13 protein-coding genes are annotated in these 17,295 nt (G+C 42.7%); 10 read left to right on the forward strand and 3 right to left on the reverse strand.

Features of this window, described 5'->3' with window-relative positions; translation table 11 throughout:
* Positions 1-461 precede the first annotated feature (461 nt).
* The 8 genes from sdsA (at position 462) to FTU39_RS09785 (ending at position 11,185) form a co-directional block, all read left to right on the forward strand.
* Positions 462-1,439, forward strand: a complete 978-nt coding sequence (gene sdsA, locus FTU39_RS09750) for an All-trans-nonaprenyl-diphosphate synthase (protein ID WP_180052096.1) — start codon at positions 462-464, stop codon at positions 1,437-1,439.
* 12 nt (positions 1,440-1,451) lie between these two features.
* Positions 1,452-3,512 carry a site-specific recombinase gene (locus FTU39_RS09755; RefSeq protein ID WP_004972279.1) on the forward strand — a complete coding sequence of 687 codons (2,061 nt, stop codon included), beginning with the start codon at positions 1,452-1,454 and terminating at the stop codon, positions 3,510-3,512.
* A gap of 142 nt (positions 3,513-3,654) precedes the next feature.
* On the forward strand, positions 3,655-4,272 hold the full coding sequence (locus FTU39_RS09760) for a phosphatase PAP2 family protein (protein ID WP_004972280.1): 618 nt from the start codon (positions 3,655-3,657) through the stop codon (positions 4,270-4,272).
* Between the two features lie 21 nt (positions 4,273-4,293).
* Positions 4,294-5,556 carry an efflux RND transporter periplasmic adaptor subunit gene (locus tag FTU39_RS09765; protein ID WP_004972282.1) on the forward strand — a complete coding sequence of 421 codons (1,263 nt, stop codon included), beginning with the start codon at positions 4,294-4,296 and terminating at the stop codon, positions 5,554-5,556.
* Between the two features lie 13 nt (positions 5,557-5,569).
* Positions 5,570-8,749 (forward strand): efflux RND transporter permease subunit, encoded by a 3,180-nt coding sequence (locus tag FTU39_RS09770; RefSeq protein ID WP_180052097.1) that lies wholly within the window; start codon positions 5,570-5,572, stop codon positions 8,747-8,749.
* Complete coding sequence (adeK, locus tag FTU39_RS09775) at positions 8,749-10,194, forward strand: multidrug efflux RND transporter AdeIJK outer membrane channel subunit AdeK (protein ID WP_180052101.1); 1,446 nt, start codon at positions 8,749-8,751, stop codon at positions 10,192-10,194. Before FTU39_RS09770 ends, adeK begins: the two co-directional genes overlap by 1 nt.
* Positions 10,195-10,335: 141 nt before the next feature.
* Positions 10,336-10,692, forward strand: a complete 357-nt coding sequence (locus tag FTU39_RS09780) for a YbjQ family protein (protein ID WP_004972285.1) — start codon at positions 10,336-10,338, stop codon at positions 10,690-10,692.
* 31 nt (positions 10,693-10,723) lie between these two features.
* Positions 10,724-11,185 carry a YbjQ family protein gene (locus tag FTU39_RS09785; RefSeq protein WP_004972286.1) on the forward strand — a complete coding sequence of 154 codons (462 nt, stop codon included), beginning with the start codon at positions 10,724-10,726 and terminating at the stop codon, positions 11,183-11,185.
* A gap of 27 nt (positions 11,186-11,212) precedes the next feature.
* On the opposite strand, the gene FTU39_RS09790 is transcribed toward FTU39_RS09785, so the two are convergent.
* The 3 genes from FTU39_RS09790 to FTU39_RS09800 are packed head-to-tail and all read right to left on the reverse strand — an operon-like array spanning position 11,213 to position 13,584.
* The gene (locus FTU39_RS09790; protein WP_180052098.1) at positions 11,213-12,010 is read right to left on the reverse strand and encodes a hypothetical protein; all 798 of its coding nucleotides are present in this window, start codon (positions 12,008-12,010) and stop codon (positions 11,213-11,215) included.
* Positions 12,011-12,066: 56 nt separating this feature from the next.
* On the reverse strand, positions 12,067-12,873 hold the full coding sequence (locus FTU39_RS09795; protein WP_004972288.1) for an SDR family NAD(P)-dependent oxidoreductase: 807 nt from the start codon (positions 12,871-12,873) through the stop codon (positions 12,067-12,069).
* Positions 12,874-12,915: 42 nt separating this feature from the next.
* A complete protein-coding gene (locus tag FTU39_RS09800) occupies positions 12,916-13,584 on the reverse strand; it encodes a hypothetical protein (protein WP_004972289.1) in 669 nt (222 codons plus the stop codon).
* A gap of 251 nt (positions 13,585-13,835) precedes the next feature.
* On the opposite strand from FTU39_RS09800, the gene FTU39_RS09805 reads away from it, so the two are divergent.
* Both FTU39_RS09805 and FTU39_RS09810 read left to right on the forward strand, forming a co-directional pair.
* On the forward strand, positions 13,836-16,730 hold the full coding sequence (locus tag FTU39_RS09805) for a valine--tRNA ligase (RefSeq protein WP_180052099.1): 2,895 nt from the start codon (positions 13,836-13,838) through the stop codon (positions 16,728-16,730).
* 64 nt (positions 16,731-16,794) lie between these two features.
* Positions 16,795-17,175, forward strand: coding sequence for a hypothetical protein (locus tag FTU39_RS09810; protein WP_180052100.1), 381 nt, complete (start codon positions 16,795-16,797; stop codon positions 17,173-17,175).
* Positions 17,176-17,295 lie beyond the last annotated feature (120 nt).

Raw genomic sequence — 17,295 nt, forward strand, 5'->3', positions numbered from 1 at the left:
AACATGCCCGTGTCGTCGTGCCGATAAAGGGATATATCGATCTTAAAACGAACGCCACTGGGGGTTATTCAAGGGCAAGGATTTTAAGCGATATTCGCACAAACAACAAGCCATTTACGGCAATTATTGCACAACAAGGTTGATTATTTAATACCCAGCCGCGTAAATGACTTTCTGCAGCCTCATCCATATTCAATGGATCAATCAATACAGACAGATTGTGTTGGCGTAAACTGCTGTGCTTGTTAAAATCAGGCCCAACTTGAGCAAATAACTGAATTTACCCACAAAGTTATTGACTTCGTTTTCTAGTAGAATTAACAATTACAGCATTTGGCAGGTGCCTAACTATTGCATTCATTGCGTTATTTTCGCAGACTTAAGCAGTTTTCTTGGCTGTAACATAAGTTACAACTGATTCAACTAAGTTGTCATTCAATATTATTGAGGTTTCTCTTCACATGACCATCGACTTTAAGCAAGACATTCTCGCCCCTGTTGCTTCTGATTTTGCCGCGATGGATACATTTATTAATGAAGGGATTACCTCTAAAGTCGCGTTAGTGATGGCGGTTAGTAAGCATGTGGTCGAAGCTGGCGGTAAGCGCATGCGTCCAATTATGTGCTTACTTGCTGCCAAAGCTTGTGGTGCAGAAGATTTAGAGCGTCAACGTAAACTGGCTGCAATTATTGAAATGCTGCATACCGCAACTTTGGTGCATGATGATGTGGTGGATGAGTCTGGTTTACGTCGTGGTCGACCTACTGCTAACGCCACTTGGAATAACCAAACAGCGGTTTTAGTCGGTGACTTTTTAATCTCCCGCGCCTTTGACTTATTGGTCGATTTAAACGATTTGGTATTGCTAAAAGACTTTTCTACAGGGACTTGTGAAATTGCCGAAGGTGAAGTTTTACAATTACAGGCACAGCATCAACCTGACACTACAGAACAAATTTATTTAGACATTATTCACGGCAAAACTTCACGTTTATTTGAACTTGCCACTGAAGGTGCAGCAATTTTAACAGGCACGCCACAGTACCGCGAGCCGTTGCGTTTATTTGCAGGACACTTTGGCAATGCCTTCCAAATTATTGATGATATTTTAGATTACACGTCAGACGCTGAAACATTAGGTAAAAATATTGGCGATGATTTAATGGAAGGCAAACCAACTTTGCCTTTAATCTCTGCATTAAGAAATACCACTGGCGAACAACACCAAATTATTCGTCGCAGTATTGCGACAGGTGGTACTTCTGACCTCGATCAGGTTATTGCCATTGTGCAGTCCTCTGGCGCTCTCGATTATTGCCGCCAACGTGCCACAGAAGAAACAGAAGCCGCAATTGCCGCTTTAGAAGCACTGCCAGAATCGGAGTATCGTCGGGCCTTAAAGAATTTAGCCTTAATGGCTTTACATCGCATTCAATAATTTAAGCAGCTTATGCATATAAAACTCAACGATTTATTTAGAAAAATGCAAGAACAGCTGGATACACCAAAAGCTGTTCTGGATGAAAATCTGCTGATTGAACTGGTCAATCGTATCCGTCCAAGTGACACTCAAGATTTAGAAGAAACTCATCAAAAGTTTCAAGCTTTCTTACAAGCCTTGCTGCTGACACCCGATGCCAGCTCAACCTTGCAACATTTTGTTTTACGTCTAATCAATCAATACAAACAAACCAGTTTATATGCCGACACGGGAATTTTATCGCTCGATGGTTTTTGGAATCAGTTGTTTCAGCGTTTGGGCGCGCACTTTTTACCGCTGATTAATGATGAAAGCCAACTGCAAGATTTAGTCCGTCGAGTTTTTCCACTACGTAGTGATAAATACTGGCTCGACAATATTGAAGATACCGAATGGCAGCAATTATTTACTTTACTGAATCGCGGACATGGCGGACAAACACAAAAACGCCTGATTCGCAGTGAAATTATTAAAGCTCTAACAGTGCTGTCATATCGGGTCAGCGGCATTGGTTTATATCCTGAATTTATTAGTGCCTATCCTGAACTAAGTGAATATGATTCACCTTTTTTGGCACAAAACCGCGAAATCAACGAGTTTATTCAGCTTTATAAAGTTGCCGATCAACAACACGATCAAATCAGTGCCATTCAACCACCCGATGCCTCTCAAGCTTTGGTGATGATTGACCAATGTCATGATGTCAGCAGTAAAATTCGTCGTGCCACCAAACGAACTGGCGTCAGCATCAGTCTGACCTACTTATTGTCTTTACTTGAACAATGTTTAGAGCGGATTGAACTGTTGCTGAATTTAATCGTGGCGCAAGACAAAGTCCGTTATGTTTCGGCAGGACAATTACTGGTAGATGTAACTGCGGCATTGTATAGCGAACGCAGTGTACGCTCCTTGCTTGCAGAAAACAGTGAGTTAATTGCCTTACAAGTCACTGAAAATGCCAGTAAAACGGGTGAGCATTATGTAAGTACCGACAAAGACGGCTTTTGGGGCATGTATAAAGCTGCGGCAGGTGCAGGTGTTTTAATTGCCACGATGGCGACTTTAAAAACCCTCGCCTCGCGTTTAGTGCTCGCTCCGATGATGCAGGCCATCATCAACAGCATGATTTATTCATTTGGTTTTATGCTGATTCATGTCTTGCACTTTACTGTTGCCACCAAACAACCCGCAATGACTGCTGCAGCATTGGCTTCTACGGTACAGCATCGTAAAGGCTCTAAAATGGCACAAATTGCCGAACTTGCTGCCTTAATTATTAATATTATCCGCACGCAGTTCGTCGCCATTTTGGGCAATATCTCGATTGCCATTCCAGTCGCAGCCTTAATTGCTTTTAGTTGGGATGCCATGTTGCATGAACCGTTGATGTCACATGCCAAAGCATCCAATATGCTGCACGACTTGAATCCGTTTACTTCACTTGCCATTCCACATGCCGCCATTGCAGGGGTATTTTTATTTCTGTCTGGTTTGATTGCAGGTTATTTCGATAACATGGCCGTGTATCGTAAAGTCGGGCCACGCCTAAAAGCCCATCTGCATTTAAAAAAGCTACTCGGGCAAGAACGTCTCAATATATTTGCCAATTATATAGAACGAAACTTAGGGGCTTTGGCAGGTAATTTCCTGTTCGGGATTATGCTCGGCAGTACCGCCACACTGGGTTATATTTTGGGTTTACCCATTGATATTCGCCACATTGCCTTCGCTTCTGCCAACTTTATTCAGGGTTTAATGAATATTAATGGCTCACCTGAAATTGGCCTGATTATTGTGTCCTTTTTAGGCGTACTGCTAATTGGTTTAACCAACTTATTTGTCAGCTTTACTTTAACCATTATTGTGGCATTGCGTGCGCGTCGGGTACGTTTTGAACAGTGGAAACCTTTGGCAAAATTGGTGCTGACTCACTTCTTAACCCGTCCAAGTGATTTCTTTTGGCCACCGAAACAACCAATTACAGTGGATGACGATTCATCCTCAAATACTGAACGAAATGCTAAAATTTAGTGCACATTTACATTGCGCACAAAGTAACAAAAAAAGAAATTCTTCTCATTTACATTGGCTTGAAATAAAGTGTACTGACTAGTACACTTTATTCCATTCATCAACCGTGCTCAAATCGGTTAAACTTACAGGGATTTTTAGCATGCCTAAAATACTGCTTTATCTCGGTAGTTTACTATTTATAATCAGTGTGTTAGTGCTAAACATTCCAAGTTGGCAACAATTTGATGTTGCCAGTGTGGAGTTTTTAAGTACCCAGCGCACCGCACATTTGAATCAATTGGCAATCACACTTTCTGTATTAGGTGGCATGCCATTTGTATTATTTTTAACCTGCCTATGGTGTTTCTATTTGGCATGGTATAAAAAATACACAAAAATTGTTTTTATCAGTGTAGGACTGGTCGTAAGTATTGCGCTTTCATGGCTGCTCAAATACCTATTCGCGCGACCTCGCCCGCCTGAAGCATTGCATTTGGTGGAAACTTTTGGCGCATCATTTCCAAGCGCTCATAGTTTTTATGCTGCAACTTTAGGTTGTTTGGTGATTTACCTGAGTTTGCAACATCCAGCGCATAAAATTTTGTCTGTGTGCGCGTGGTTATGGATGTTGCTGATGGGCATTTCCCGTGTGTATCTGGGAGTGCACTATCCTTCAGATGTCCTCTCTGGTTGGAGCATAAGTTTTATTTGGATCACATTGTGGTATCTGTTTTGCGCTCAATATCTGCAAGACAAACCAATACATAAGTTTAGATAAAAATCTAATAGAGGTGAAAGAATGATGTCTGCAAAGCTTTGGGCTCCTGCCCTGACTGCTTGCGCATTAGCCACAAGTTTAGCACTTGTGGGTTGTAGCAAAGATCCAAAAGATGCACAGCAAGCAGGTGCAGCTCAGCAAATGCCACCGACTGAGGTTGGCGTACTGGTGGCACAGCCACAAAGCGTGGAACAGTCTGTAGAACTGTCTGGACGTACCACAGCCTTTGAAATTTCAGAAGTTCGCCCACAAACCAGTGGTGTGGTTCTGAAACGTTTATTTACCGAAGGCAGCTACGTGCGTGAGGGTCAGGCGCTTTATGAAATTGACTCACGTACCAACCGTGCCAGTCTAGACAGTAGCCGTGCAGCACTCACCCGCCAGCAAGCGCAATTGAATGTGTTACGCATTAAAGAAGGTCGTTACCGTCAGTTGGTAGGCAGCAATGCAATCTCTAAACAAGAATATGATGACATTGTGGCACAGGTAAAACTTGCCGAAGCCGATGTTGCTGCGACTCAAGCAGAAGTACGCAATGCCGAAATTAACCTAGGCTATTCGACTGTACGTGCCCCAATTTCAGGGCAAACTAACCGCTCTACTGTGACTGCAGGTGCATTGGTTACGGCTAGTCAGGCGGAACCGTTGGTGACGATTCAACGCTTAGACCCAATTTATGTAGACATCAATCAGTCCAGCGCAGAGTTACTACGTTTACGTCAGCAATTGAGTCAAGGTAGTTTAAATAGCAGCAACAACACCAAAGTAAAATTAAAACTTGAAGATGGCAGCTACTACCCTGTTGAAGGTCGTTTGGCTTTTTCTGATGCCAGCGTGAACCCAGAAACAGGCACCGTGACTTTACGCGCCGTGTTCCCAAATTCAAATCATTTATTATTGCCGGGTATGTTTGCCACTGCGCAAATTGTGCAAGGTGTGATTCCTAACGCGATCTTGATTCCACAAGCTGCAATTAGCCGCACCCCAACTGGTCAGGCAATGGCAATGATTGTGAATGCCAAAGGTATTGTTGAGCCGCGTCCTGTAACCACAGTTGGTACGCAAGGCAGCAACTGGATTGTGACTGAAGGTTTGCAAACTGGCGATAAAGTGATTGTCGAAGGTATTGCCAAAGTAAAACCTGAACAGCAAGTGGTCGCTAAGCCGTATCAACCGCAAGGCGCTGCTCCTCAAGCTGCACCTGCTGCACCAGCAAAATCGGGGGATGCCAAACCAGCCTCAGAAGCCCAAGCAACTGAATCAAAAGCTACTTCAAATACATAAGGAGTAGACGTTAATGGCTCACTTTTTTATTCATCGCCCCATTTTTGCATGGGTGATTTCATTGGTAATCATGTTGGCGGGGATTATTACCCTCACCAATATGCCAATTGCCCAATATCCGACCATTGCACCGCCAACGGTCACCATTGCTGCAACCTATCCGGGTGCATCTGCTGAAACTGTGGAAAACACAGTAACGCAAATTATTGAACAACAAATGAACGGTTTGGATGGTCTGCGCTATATTTCATCCAACAGTGCGGGGAACGGTTCTGCATCCATTACGTTAAACTTTGAACAAGGTATCGACCCAGATATTGCACAGGTTCAAGTACAGAACAAATTGCAATCTGCTACGGCGCTCTTGCCTGATGATGTGCAACGTCAAGGCGTGAAAGTGACCAAATCTGGCGCAAGCTTCTTACAGGTTTTAGCCTTCTACTCGCCAGATGAAAGCCTTTCTGCAGATGACATTAAAGACTATGTCAACTCCAACATTTCTGAACCGCTTAGCCGTGTTGCAGGTGTAGGTGAAGTACAAGTATTTGGTGGCTCATACGCCATGCGTATTTGGATGGATCCAGCCAAAATGGCAAGCTTGCAAGTTACACCAAGTGATATTGCACAAGCCATTCGTACCCAAAACGCTCAGGTGGCTGTAGGTCAATTGGGTGGTGCACCATCTGTTCAAGGTCAGGCGTTGAACGCAACGGTTACTGCGCAAAGCTTGCTACAAACACCTGAACAATTTAGCAATATTTTCCTTAAAAATACCGCTTCAGGTGCTCAAGTTCGCTTGGGTGATGTAGCACGTATTGAACTTGGTGCAGACAACTATCAGTTTATTTCTAAATACAACGGTAAACCTGCTGGTGGTGTGGCAATTAAATTGTCTACCGGTGCCAACGCACTAGATACCGCTGCTGCCGTAGAAGAACGTTTAAAACAATTACGCCCAAACTACCCTGCGGGTTTAAAGGATGAATTGGCGTTTGATACCACGCCATTTATTGAACTTTCAATCAAGAGTGTGGTTAAAACGCTGATTGAAGCGATCATCTTGGTATTTATTGTGATGTTCCTGTTCTTACAGAACTGGCGCGCCACCATTATTCCAACCATGGCTGTGCCTGTGGTGGTTCTCGGTACTTTTGCCGTGATCAATATGTTTGGTTTCTCCATCAACACCCTCACCATGTTTGCCATGGTACTTGCCATCGGTCTTCTGGTCGATGATGCGATTGTTGTAGTGGAAAACGTAGAACGTGTCATGGTGGAAGAACATCTTGACCCTGTGGCTGCGACTGAAAAGTCCATGAAACAGATTTCAGGGGCACTGGTCGGGATTACCTCGGTACTGTCTGCGGTGTTCATTCCAATGGCATTCTTTGGTGGAACAACAGGGGTTATTTATCGTCAATTCTCTATCACCCTTGTGACTGCCATGGTGCTGTCACTGGTTGTTGCTTTGACCTTTACCCCTGCCCTGTGTGCCACCATTCTGAAACAGCATGATCCAAACAAACCTGAAAGCAACGGCGTATTTGCCCGTTTCTTCCGTTGGTTTAACCGTAGCTTTGATAAGATTTCGGTCAAGTATCAAGGCGGTGTAGACCGTATGACCCACAGCAAAATTTTCTCAGGAATTTTATATGCAGTGGTGTTGGGTATTATTGTGTTGTTGTTCCAGAAACTTCCATCATCGTTCTTACCTGATGAAGATCAGGGTGTGGTGATGACACTGGTGCAACTCCCACCAAATGCGACTTTGGAACGTACTGATGCCACGATGACCAGCATGACTAACTTCTTCAGAGAAAATGAAAAAGAGCATGTGCAGTCGGTGTTTAGTGTTTCTGGCTTCTCGTTCTCGGGTGTTGGTCAGAACGCTGGTATGGCATTCATTAAGTTAAAAGACTGGAGTGAACGTACAAGTCCAGAATCACAAGTGGGTGCCATTATTCAACGTGGTATGGCGCTGAACATGATTGTGAAAGATGCGACCTACATCATGCCATTACAGCTGCCAGCAATGCCTGAATTGGGTGTGAGTGCAGGCTTTAACTTACAGCTGAAAGATGCTGCAGGTAATGGTCACGAAAAACTCACCATGGCACGTAACATTGTCTTGGGTGAAGCAGCCAAAGACCCTCGCTTAATGGGCGTACGTCCAAATGGTCAGGAAGATACACCACAGTACCGTATTCTGATTGATCAGGCGCAAGCAGGTGCAGCAGGTGTCAGCATTGCTGAAATCAACAGCACGATGGGCATGGCTTGGGGTGGTTCGTACATCAATGACTTTATTGACCGTGGTCGTGTGAAAAAAGTTTATGTTCAAGCTGAATCAGACTCACGCATGATGCCTGAAGACCTAAACAAGTGGTATGTGCGCAATAACCGTGGTGAAATGGTACCGTTCTCTGCCTTTGCAACAGGTGAGTGGACTTATGGTTCGCCGCGCTTAGAACGCTATAACGGCGTATCTGCCAAGAACATTCAGGGTGCACCTGCTCCGGGCGTCAGCTCAGGTGAAGCAATGCAAGCGATGGAAGAAATTGTCGCAAAACTACCATCTATGGGCTTAAACGGCTTTGACTATGAATGGACAGGTTTATCACTTGAAGAGCGTGAATCTGGCGATCAGGCACCATTCCTCTATGCACTGTCATTACTGATTGTATTCTTGTGTTTGGCAGCCTTGTATGAAAGCTGGTCTATTCCATTCTCGGTGCTGTTGGTGGTACCGTTGGGTATTGTCGGAGCATTATTGCTCACCTTCGGGGGCATGATCTTGTTCAAAAACCCGAACCTATCCAACAACATTTACTTCCAAGTGGCAATTATTGCCGTGATTGGTTTATCAGCCAAAAACGCGATTTTGATTGTGGAATTTGCCAAAGAGCTACAAGAAAAAGGTGAAGACCTGTTTGAAGCGACCTTGCATGCTGCAAAAATGCGTTTACGCCCAATCATTATGACCACTTTGGCCTTTGGTTTTGGTGTATTGCCGCTTGCACTTTCATCAGGTGCGGGTGCAGGTAGCCAACACTCGGTCGGTTATGGTGTTTTAGGTGGTGTGATTAGCTCAACCTTGTTAGGGATCTTCTTTATTCCTGTATTCTATGTCTGGATTAGAAGTATCTTTAAATACAAACCAAAACAACAAAATAATCAGGAGCATGTATCGTGATGCAAAACTTATGGTCGCATACAGGCCGTGGTATTGCGGTTTCTGCCCTCGCGCTTGCTTTGACTGCCTGTCAAAGTATGCGTGGGCCAGAGCCCGTCGCTCAGACAAGTATTCCAAGCAGCTATACTGCTGCTGCATCGGGTACTTCAGTGGCTGAACAAGGTTATAAAGATTTCTTTGCCGATCAACGCTTATTACAAGTCTTGGATATGGCATTGAACAATAACCGTGATTTACGCACAGCGACGCTGAATATCCAACGTGCCCAACAAGCCTATCAAATTACCGAAAACAACCAGTTACCTACCATTGGTGCTAGCGGTGGCGTACTGCGTCAAGATCAAGGTACTGCTTTAGGCACACACACACGCTATAACGTTGGTTTAGGTGTAACTGCCTACGAACTAGATTTTTGGGGTCGTGTACGCAGCTTAAAAGACAATGCATTAGATAACTTCTTGGCAACTCAAAGCTCGCGTGATGCCACACAAATTGCCTTGATTGGTCAGGTGGCGCAAGCATGGCTCAACTATTCTTTTGCCAATGCCAATTTAAAACTGGCAGACCAAACCTTAAAAACACAGCTTGAGTCTTATAACCTCAACAAAAAGCGTTTTGATGTCGGCATTGATAGTGAATTACCTGTCCGTCAGGCACAAATTTCAGTTGAAACTGCACGTAATGATGTCGCCAACTACAAAACCCAAGTCGCGCAAGCACAAAACTTGCTGAACTTGTTGGTGGGTGAACAAGTTCCAAGTGCGTTATTGCCAACGCAACGTGTGACGCGCATTACCAAAACTACCGCAATTGACGCTGGTTTACCAAGTGACTTGCTGAATAACCGTCCTGATATTCGTACTGCAGAGTATCGACTATCGGCTGCGGGTGCCAATATTGGTGCAGCAAAAGCACGTTTATTCCCAAGCATTAGCCTCACGGGCAATGCAGGCTATGCATCAACTGACTTGAGTGATTTGTTTAAATCAGGCAGTTTTGTTTGGGCCGTAGGCCCGAGCATCGACTTGCCAATTTTTGATTGGGGCACACGCCAAGCCAACATCAAAATTTCAGAAACGGATCAACAAATTGCTTTGGCTGACTATGAAAAATCAATTCAGTCTGCATTCCGTGAAGTGAATGATGCTTTGGCAGTTCGTCAAAATATTGGTGATCGTTTAGCGGCACAAAAACGCTTGGTTGATGCGACCAATACCACTTATAAATTATCTAATGCACGCTTCCGCGCAGGCATTGACAACTATTTAACCGTGTTGGATGCACAGCGTACGTCTTATGCAGCAGAACAAGGTTTATTGTTGTTGGAACAAGCCAATTTGAACAATCAGGTGGAGTTGTATAAATCTTTGGGTGGCGGTGTGAAAGCCAATACTTCAGATGCCACATCACAACCTGCATCATCGGCAGAACGTAAAGCGCAATAAGTCTTTGCGTCTACCTTAAATTTGCTGCTTAACAGCTCAGATATAAAGACTAAATCAGCTCACTTCGGTGGGCTTTTTTATTGCTTTTTGCAAGCACATTTCATATCTTCAATACGTCTTGTTTTTAAATATTAGAATCTTATGTTGCTCAGTAATCTTGAATCTGTACCAGGTCATCGTATTTCACGGCAAATTGATGTGGTCTATGGCAGCACCGTACGCAGTAAGCATGTGGGGCGTGACTTCTTGGCAGGACTCAAAAATATTGTCGGTGGTGAATTAACGGCTTATACCGAATTACTAGAAGAATCACGCCAAGAAGCGATGGATCGTATGATTGCAAAAGCACGTGGTTTAGGTGCCAATGCTATTGTTGGGATTCGCTTTTCTACTTCAAATATCGCTCAAGGTGCTTCGGAATTGTTTGTTTATGGTACAGCAGTGGTGGTCGAGGCAGATATTCCTAAACTTCCAGACCCATTTCCAGCATCACACTAAAGCAAAGATTATTGAACAGGAATAACATCACATGGATAATTTAATTCTGCAAATTGTTGTCTTTGCGATTTTATTTGCCGTAGGCTTTGGTTTTGGGCGACACAACGAACGCAAACATTTCAAATATTTAGCCGAGCAAGAACTGCGTTTAAGTTATATTCAGATTGATAATAACCGCTTCCAGACCAGTCCCAATTTTGGGCAATTGATACACAGCAATGTGGTCATTTCTCATGATTATTTTAAGTTTGTGATTGCCAATATTCAGAACTTCTTTGGCGGGCGCTTGACCAGTTATGAAAGTATTGTCGAGCGGGCGCGTCGTGAAGCCATCGTCCGTTTAAAATTAGAAGCTGAAAAAATGGGCGCAAATCATATTATGGGGCTGCGTTTAAGCACCACAGAATTGGGGATGCAAGGCGGCATGGTCGAAGTCTTTGCTTATGGAACGGCGGTTCAAAATAGCGTTAGTCAATTCTCTGCAAAACGCTGAGTACATCTTTCAGCGTTTGTAAAGAATTTAGTATAAATACTGATCTCGATAAGGCTGAGGAATTTGATATTGCCGACCATCAAATTTTAAAGTGAAACGCTGTTGAGTAGACACTCGTTTAGTTTCTTTGCAATTTTCTAAATCGCCCGACATTTCATAATGTTGAATACGATCACGTAATTGCATATCAAAATATTGTCGAGTTGTATTTCGCAAGATCATTAAAATAGCTTTGCTTTCTATTACTTTGGCATTACAACGTGTATCGGTTTCTGCCTGATAGCGCGCTACGATTAAGCCGTTTAAAATTTTCTTGTTATGTTGTAAATCATATAAATCGAGTACTTGCGCCGAAAATGGATTGGCACTTGAACGTCCTGCATAATTCCTTCTTAAACCAATTGCCCTTAAGCTTTCAGAAACTTGATACGGCGCCAAATCTAATTGGATAGAACGCAGTTCAATTGCATCTGAAGGCAAAAGCTCTTTCACGTGATAGATTGAATGAAGCTTTTGCGTTTTACTATTTACGGTTAAAAAAGTCAGCTGATAATCATCTACAGGTTGATCATCTTTTGTCTGAGTTTCAGCATAAGCAATTAAAGTTTGTTCAGGAACATTGGGGAAATCCGCACAAGCCAAAAAGTCCTCATTCACTGTGGTTGTATTTGTGTGCTGTCGTAAAATCTTTTCAATATATTCAGGTTGTTTACACAACGAATCATCGTTTGTTTGTAATTTGGCAAATGTCGTTTGAGTCATCCCTAAGAAAGCGAAAAGCCACGCGCTGATAAATAAAAAAATACCTTTCATCATTGAACGCATGGCTCATCCTTCTTTTTGTTTTTATTATTTTATTTTGAAGTCACTTTGATTAAAAATTACTTCACTTTGGTTTTACGAATCATTTTATATAAAGTACTTGGCGATAAACGCGACACCAACACGCCCAGTTTTTCTTTAGCGCCCCCGACCACGATATATTCATCGCCTGCCATGAGTGCTTTAACTGTATTTTTAGCAAAAACATCGGCATCTAAACCATTTTCAATGGCTTCATCTTGATGTCCTTGTGGTTTGCCTTCACCATTCAACGCATTAAAAGACACATTGGTATTCACAAATCCTGGGAAAACAACTGAAACCTGTACGCCCTGCTCCGCTACTTCGGCACGCAAACTATTCGCCCACATGTGAATGGCACTTTTCGCTGCAGAATATGACGCGCGATATTGCGTACCCAATAATGCTGCAACACTAGATACAAAAATAATGCGACCATGTTTTTGCTGTAAAAAGGTCGGCAAGACAGTTTTGGTCAGAAAGACCTGAGAAAAATAATCCACTTCCATAATGGTGCGTTCAGTCTGCATGGTCGTATCAGCAATTAAAGCGCGCTGACTTAAACCTGCATTATTAATTAGCCAGTCAATGCGTCCTTTACGTGCCAAAACTTGTTCATACGCATGTAACACCTGACTTTCATTGGTAATATCTGCACATACAGAAAGATGACGTTCAGGATTCAGCAAACTCACGCGTACTTTTTCAAGTTCTTCATAACGACGTGCGGTTAAAATCACTTGTGCACCTTGTAAAGCACACTCTTTTGCCAATGCCTTACCAATGCCAGAAGATGCACCTGTAATCCACACCACTTTATGTTCCAAGTTTTCCCGTTTTGCCATAACCGTTTGTCCGCGTTATTTAAAAATTTAAGTCATCAAAATTTAAGTCTTAGGTTTTGCAGGATGCTGCAAAAACCCAAGAAAATGGTTTAAATATATCTCTGCACTTTCCAAATCGAATTGCGCACCCATTTTTTCTAGGCGTTTATACCCCAGTTGCGTAGTCAAATGAATCACGCCGTTTAAAGTTTTATCGACCACCAAATTAAATTTCAGCATTTTTTTCGGATCACGAATTAAATAACCCACGCCCTGATCAATAATTTGAGTAAACCCTTTAAATGCAGGCGCAATACATGCACTGTTGCCCTGCCGAATTTGCTCAATACAACCCAACGTTTCTTTCATAACAATACTATCGACAGGATAAGTCACAAAACCTTGCCCTTCCTGCTGATACATCATGCTTGCCAGATAATTCACCATAGGCGTTAAGCGTTCATTGCCAAAAAACGACACCGACCATGGCATATATTTTTGCATGGTTTGTATGACTTGCTGAATAATTTTTTCAGATTCACCATCCAGTGAATGACTAGAACGTGACAATTCACCAAAAAGTTGCTCAATAATTTCACAAGAAATATCGGTCAGTACCGCCCCCAAAGCTTTAGATAAACTTTCCGATTCACCTGCATTGAGTTGTTGATGAATGTGTTGAAATCTTTGATATGTTTCTGGTTTTAATTTTAAAGATACAGCATAAGTCATAACTGAACTTGCCTATTTTGACCGTATTGATGTGTTTTCATCTATTTTAAAATCCATTGCTTAAACCCAGTTTAAAACAGTGTTACAGGCAACGGAGAACTTGAAGTTTTTATCATACTTGTCGCCCATCATACGATGAGTTTGCCCAACTGCCAATTGCGATAAGTTTGGCTGAGTTGAATCTCGCTTAGCGGGCAATTTTTTTGCTACAATAGTTGCAATTTTTTATTCACTTTTAACCTGTTCTTACTATGACTGATTCAGCGCAAAATATTGCTACAACCTACGATCCTACCGAGATCGAGAAAAAATGGTACAAGACTTGGGAAGAAAACGGCTACTTTAAGCCGTCTGAAAAAGGCGAATCATTCTGTATCATGATTCCGCCGCCAAACGTCACAGGTAGCTTGCACATGGGTCATGGTTTTAACAACGCCATTATGGATGCCCTCACGCGCTTTAACCGTATGTCGGGTAAAAATACTTTATGGCAACCAGGTACAGACCACGCGGGTATTGCCACACAAATGGTAGTAGAGCGTCAATTGGGCGCGCAAAATATCAGCCGCCATGACTTAGGTCGTGAAAAATTCATCGAAAAAGTCTGGGAATGGAAAGAACAATCTGGCGGTAACATTACCCGTCAAATCCGCCGTTTAGGTTCTTCGGTAGATTGGTCACGTGAACGCTTCACTATGGACGAAGGCTTATCGAATGCGGTGAAAGAAGTTTTCGTGAAACTACACGAAGAAGGTTTAATTTACCGCGGCAAACGCCTTGTAAACTGGGATCCAAAATTACAAACTGCCCTTTCTGACTTAGAAGTTGAGTCGGATAAAGAAGAACAAGGTTCATTGTGGCACTTCAAATATTTCTTTGAAGATAAATCACTACGCACTCACGATGGTAAAGATCACATTGTAGTGGCAACCACTCGTCCTGAAACATTGCTGGGTGATACTGCGGTTGCGGTTGCCCTTGATGATGAGCGTTACTCGCACCTTGTTGGTCAAAACATCATCCTCCCAATTACAGGTCGTGCCGTTCCAATCGTAAAAGATGAGTATGTCGATAAAGAATTCGGTACAGGTTGTGTAAAAATTACCCCTGCACACGACTTCAATGACTATGAAGTGGGTAAACGCTGCGAATTGCCAATCATCAATATCTTCAACAAAAATGCTGAAGTATTGGCTGAATTTGAATATATCGCAAAAGCAGGTGAACAAATTTCTAAAACCATTCCTGCACCTGCAGACTACATTGGTTTAGAGCGTTTTGAAGCACGTAAAAAATTAGTTGAACAAGCGGAAAGCGAAGGTTGGTTAGATCAAATCCAACCGTACACCTTGAAACCACCTCGCGGTGACCGTTCGGGCGTAATTGTTGAGCCATTATTGACTGACCAATGGTATGTGAAAATTGCACCGTTAGCGCAACCTGCAATTGAAGCGGTGCAAGATGGTCGCATCAAGTTCGTGCCTGAGCAATACAGCAATATGTATATGGCGTGGATGAACAACATTCAAGACTGGTGTATCTCGCGTCAATTGTGGTGGGGTCACCGTATTCCTGCTTGGTACGATGCTGAAGACAATGTTTATGTAGGTCGAAACGAAGAAGAAGTTCGTACGAAAAACAATATCCCTGCCGATGTTCAATTAAACCAAGACGAAGACGTACTGGATACATGGTTCTCCTCTGCACTTTGGACATTCTCGACCTTAGGTTGGACGGGTGATGCCAAGAAAGATGCAGAAAACTACTTCTTAAATACCTTCCACTCAACTGATGTATTGGTGACAGGTTTTGACATCATCTTCTTCTGGGTGGCGCGTATGATCATGATGACCATGCACTTCATGAAGAATGAAGATGGCACGCCACAAGTACCGTTCAAAACAGTTTACGTTCACGGTTTGGTACGTGACAGCGAAGGTCAAAAAATGTCGAAGTCTAAGGGCAACGTGCTTGACCCATTAGACTTGATTGACGGTGTAGATCTTGAAACTTTAGTACAGAAACGTACGACGGGTTTGATGAACCCGAAACAAGCAGCGAAAATTGAAAAATCGACCCGCAAAGAATTCCCAGAAGGGATTCAGGCTTATGGCACAGACGCGGTTCGTTTTACCTTCTGCGCATTGGCAAATACAGGTCGTGACATCAAGTTTGATATGAAACGTGTAGAAGGTTACCGTAACTTTGCCAACAAAATTTGGAATGCAACTCGTTTTGTATTGATGAATGTTGAAGGTCAAACGGTTGGTCAAGAAGCACGTCAAGACCTTTGGGAATTGCCTGAACAGTGGATTGTGAGCCGTTTACAAAAGGCAGAGCAAGCCGTTCATCAAGCCTTTGCAACGTATCGTTTAGACTTGGCTGCGCAAGCGATTTATGACTTTATCTGGAATGAATACTGTGACTGGTATGTAGAGCTAACCAAACCTGTTCTAAATGATGAGTCTGTTTCTGAAGAGCGTAAAGCCGAAGTGCGTCGTGTATTGCTTGCGGTGATGGAAGCTTCTTTACGTCTTGCTCACCCAATCATGCCGTACTTGACAGAAGAAATTTGGCAAACCCTTGCGCCAATGATTGGCTTGGGTGGCGAAACCATTATGTTGGCAAACTACCCTGTTGCAGATGAAGCTAAAATCAACGAACAAGCCGAAGCAGATATGCAATGGCTACAAGGTTTGATTGGTGCGGTGCGTAACATTCGTGGTGAAATGGGTCTAGGTAATGCACGTTTATTGCCTGTACTTTTACAGAACACGACTGAAGCAGAAAAAGCACAAATTTCTCGTATTGAACCGTTGTTTAAAGCATTGGCGAAAGTTGAAAGCATTACCTTCTTGGCAGATGGTGAACAACCACCATTGTCTTCTTCTTCTGTAGTCGGTCACGTGTCTGTATTCGTTCCAATGAAGGGTTTGATTGACCCGAAAGCAGAATTGGGTCGTCTACAAAAAGACTTAGACAAGGTTCAAAAGCAGCATGACCAAATTGCAACTAAACTTGCAAATGAAGGTTTTGTGGCGAAAGCCCCTGCGGCTGTGGTTGAAGGCGAGAAAGTGAAACTTGCTGAATTTGCAGATCAGTTAGCGAAAATTAAAGCGAATATGGAGCAGATTGCAGCGCTTTAATGTGTTGTTAGCTTGATCTAATTTGTGTATAAAGGGCTGATTATTCAGCCCTTTGTTTTTCAATATGAGCCAAGATGACATCAATAAATATAAAATTCTATTTGAAGTTTCCAAGCATGAATATCAACTAGAGATCGATAGAAGTAAATCACTGGATGATAAAGCAATTAAATATTCAACAATGGTTGGTATTGTGATAGTTGCCTACTCAGCAGCACTAACCAAGTTAGAAACTTTTACTGCTTATGCTTGCACTTCATTAACTAAATGGATTTTATATATTTTATGTGTAATCTTGTTTATAGCAATTCTAAGCTGTTGGTATAAAATTGCAAAAGTACTTAGTCTTTCTGCACTAGAAAAAGTTCCGTTGGATGACACCAATTTAATTAACACTTTTATGGATAATGACGAAAGAACATGCCTGTGGTATATGGGAGGGTAATACCCCCATTTTTAATTGAATTAATGGGTAGAAAATCTAAAGCCTTGTTATTGTTTAAAAATAGGTGGACAACCATTTACTGACATATGAGGTCGTTCATGATTATAAAAGTACTGCCAG

The sequence above is a fragment of the Acinetobacter sp. YH12099 genome (assembly GCF_013419195.1).
GTDB lineage: Bacteria > Pseudomonadota > Gammaproteobacteria > Pseudomonadales > Moraxellaceae > Acinetobacter > Acinetobacter towneri.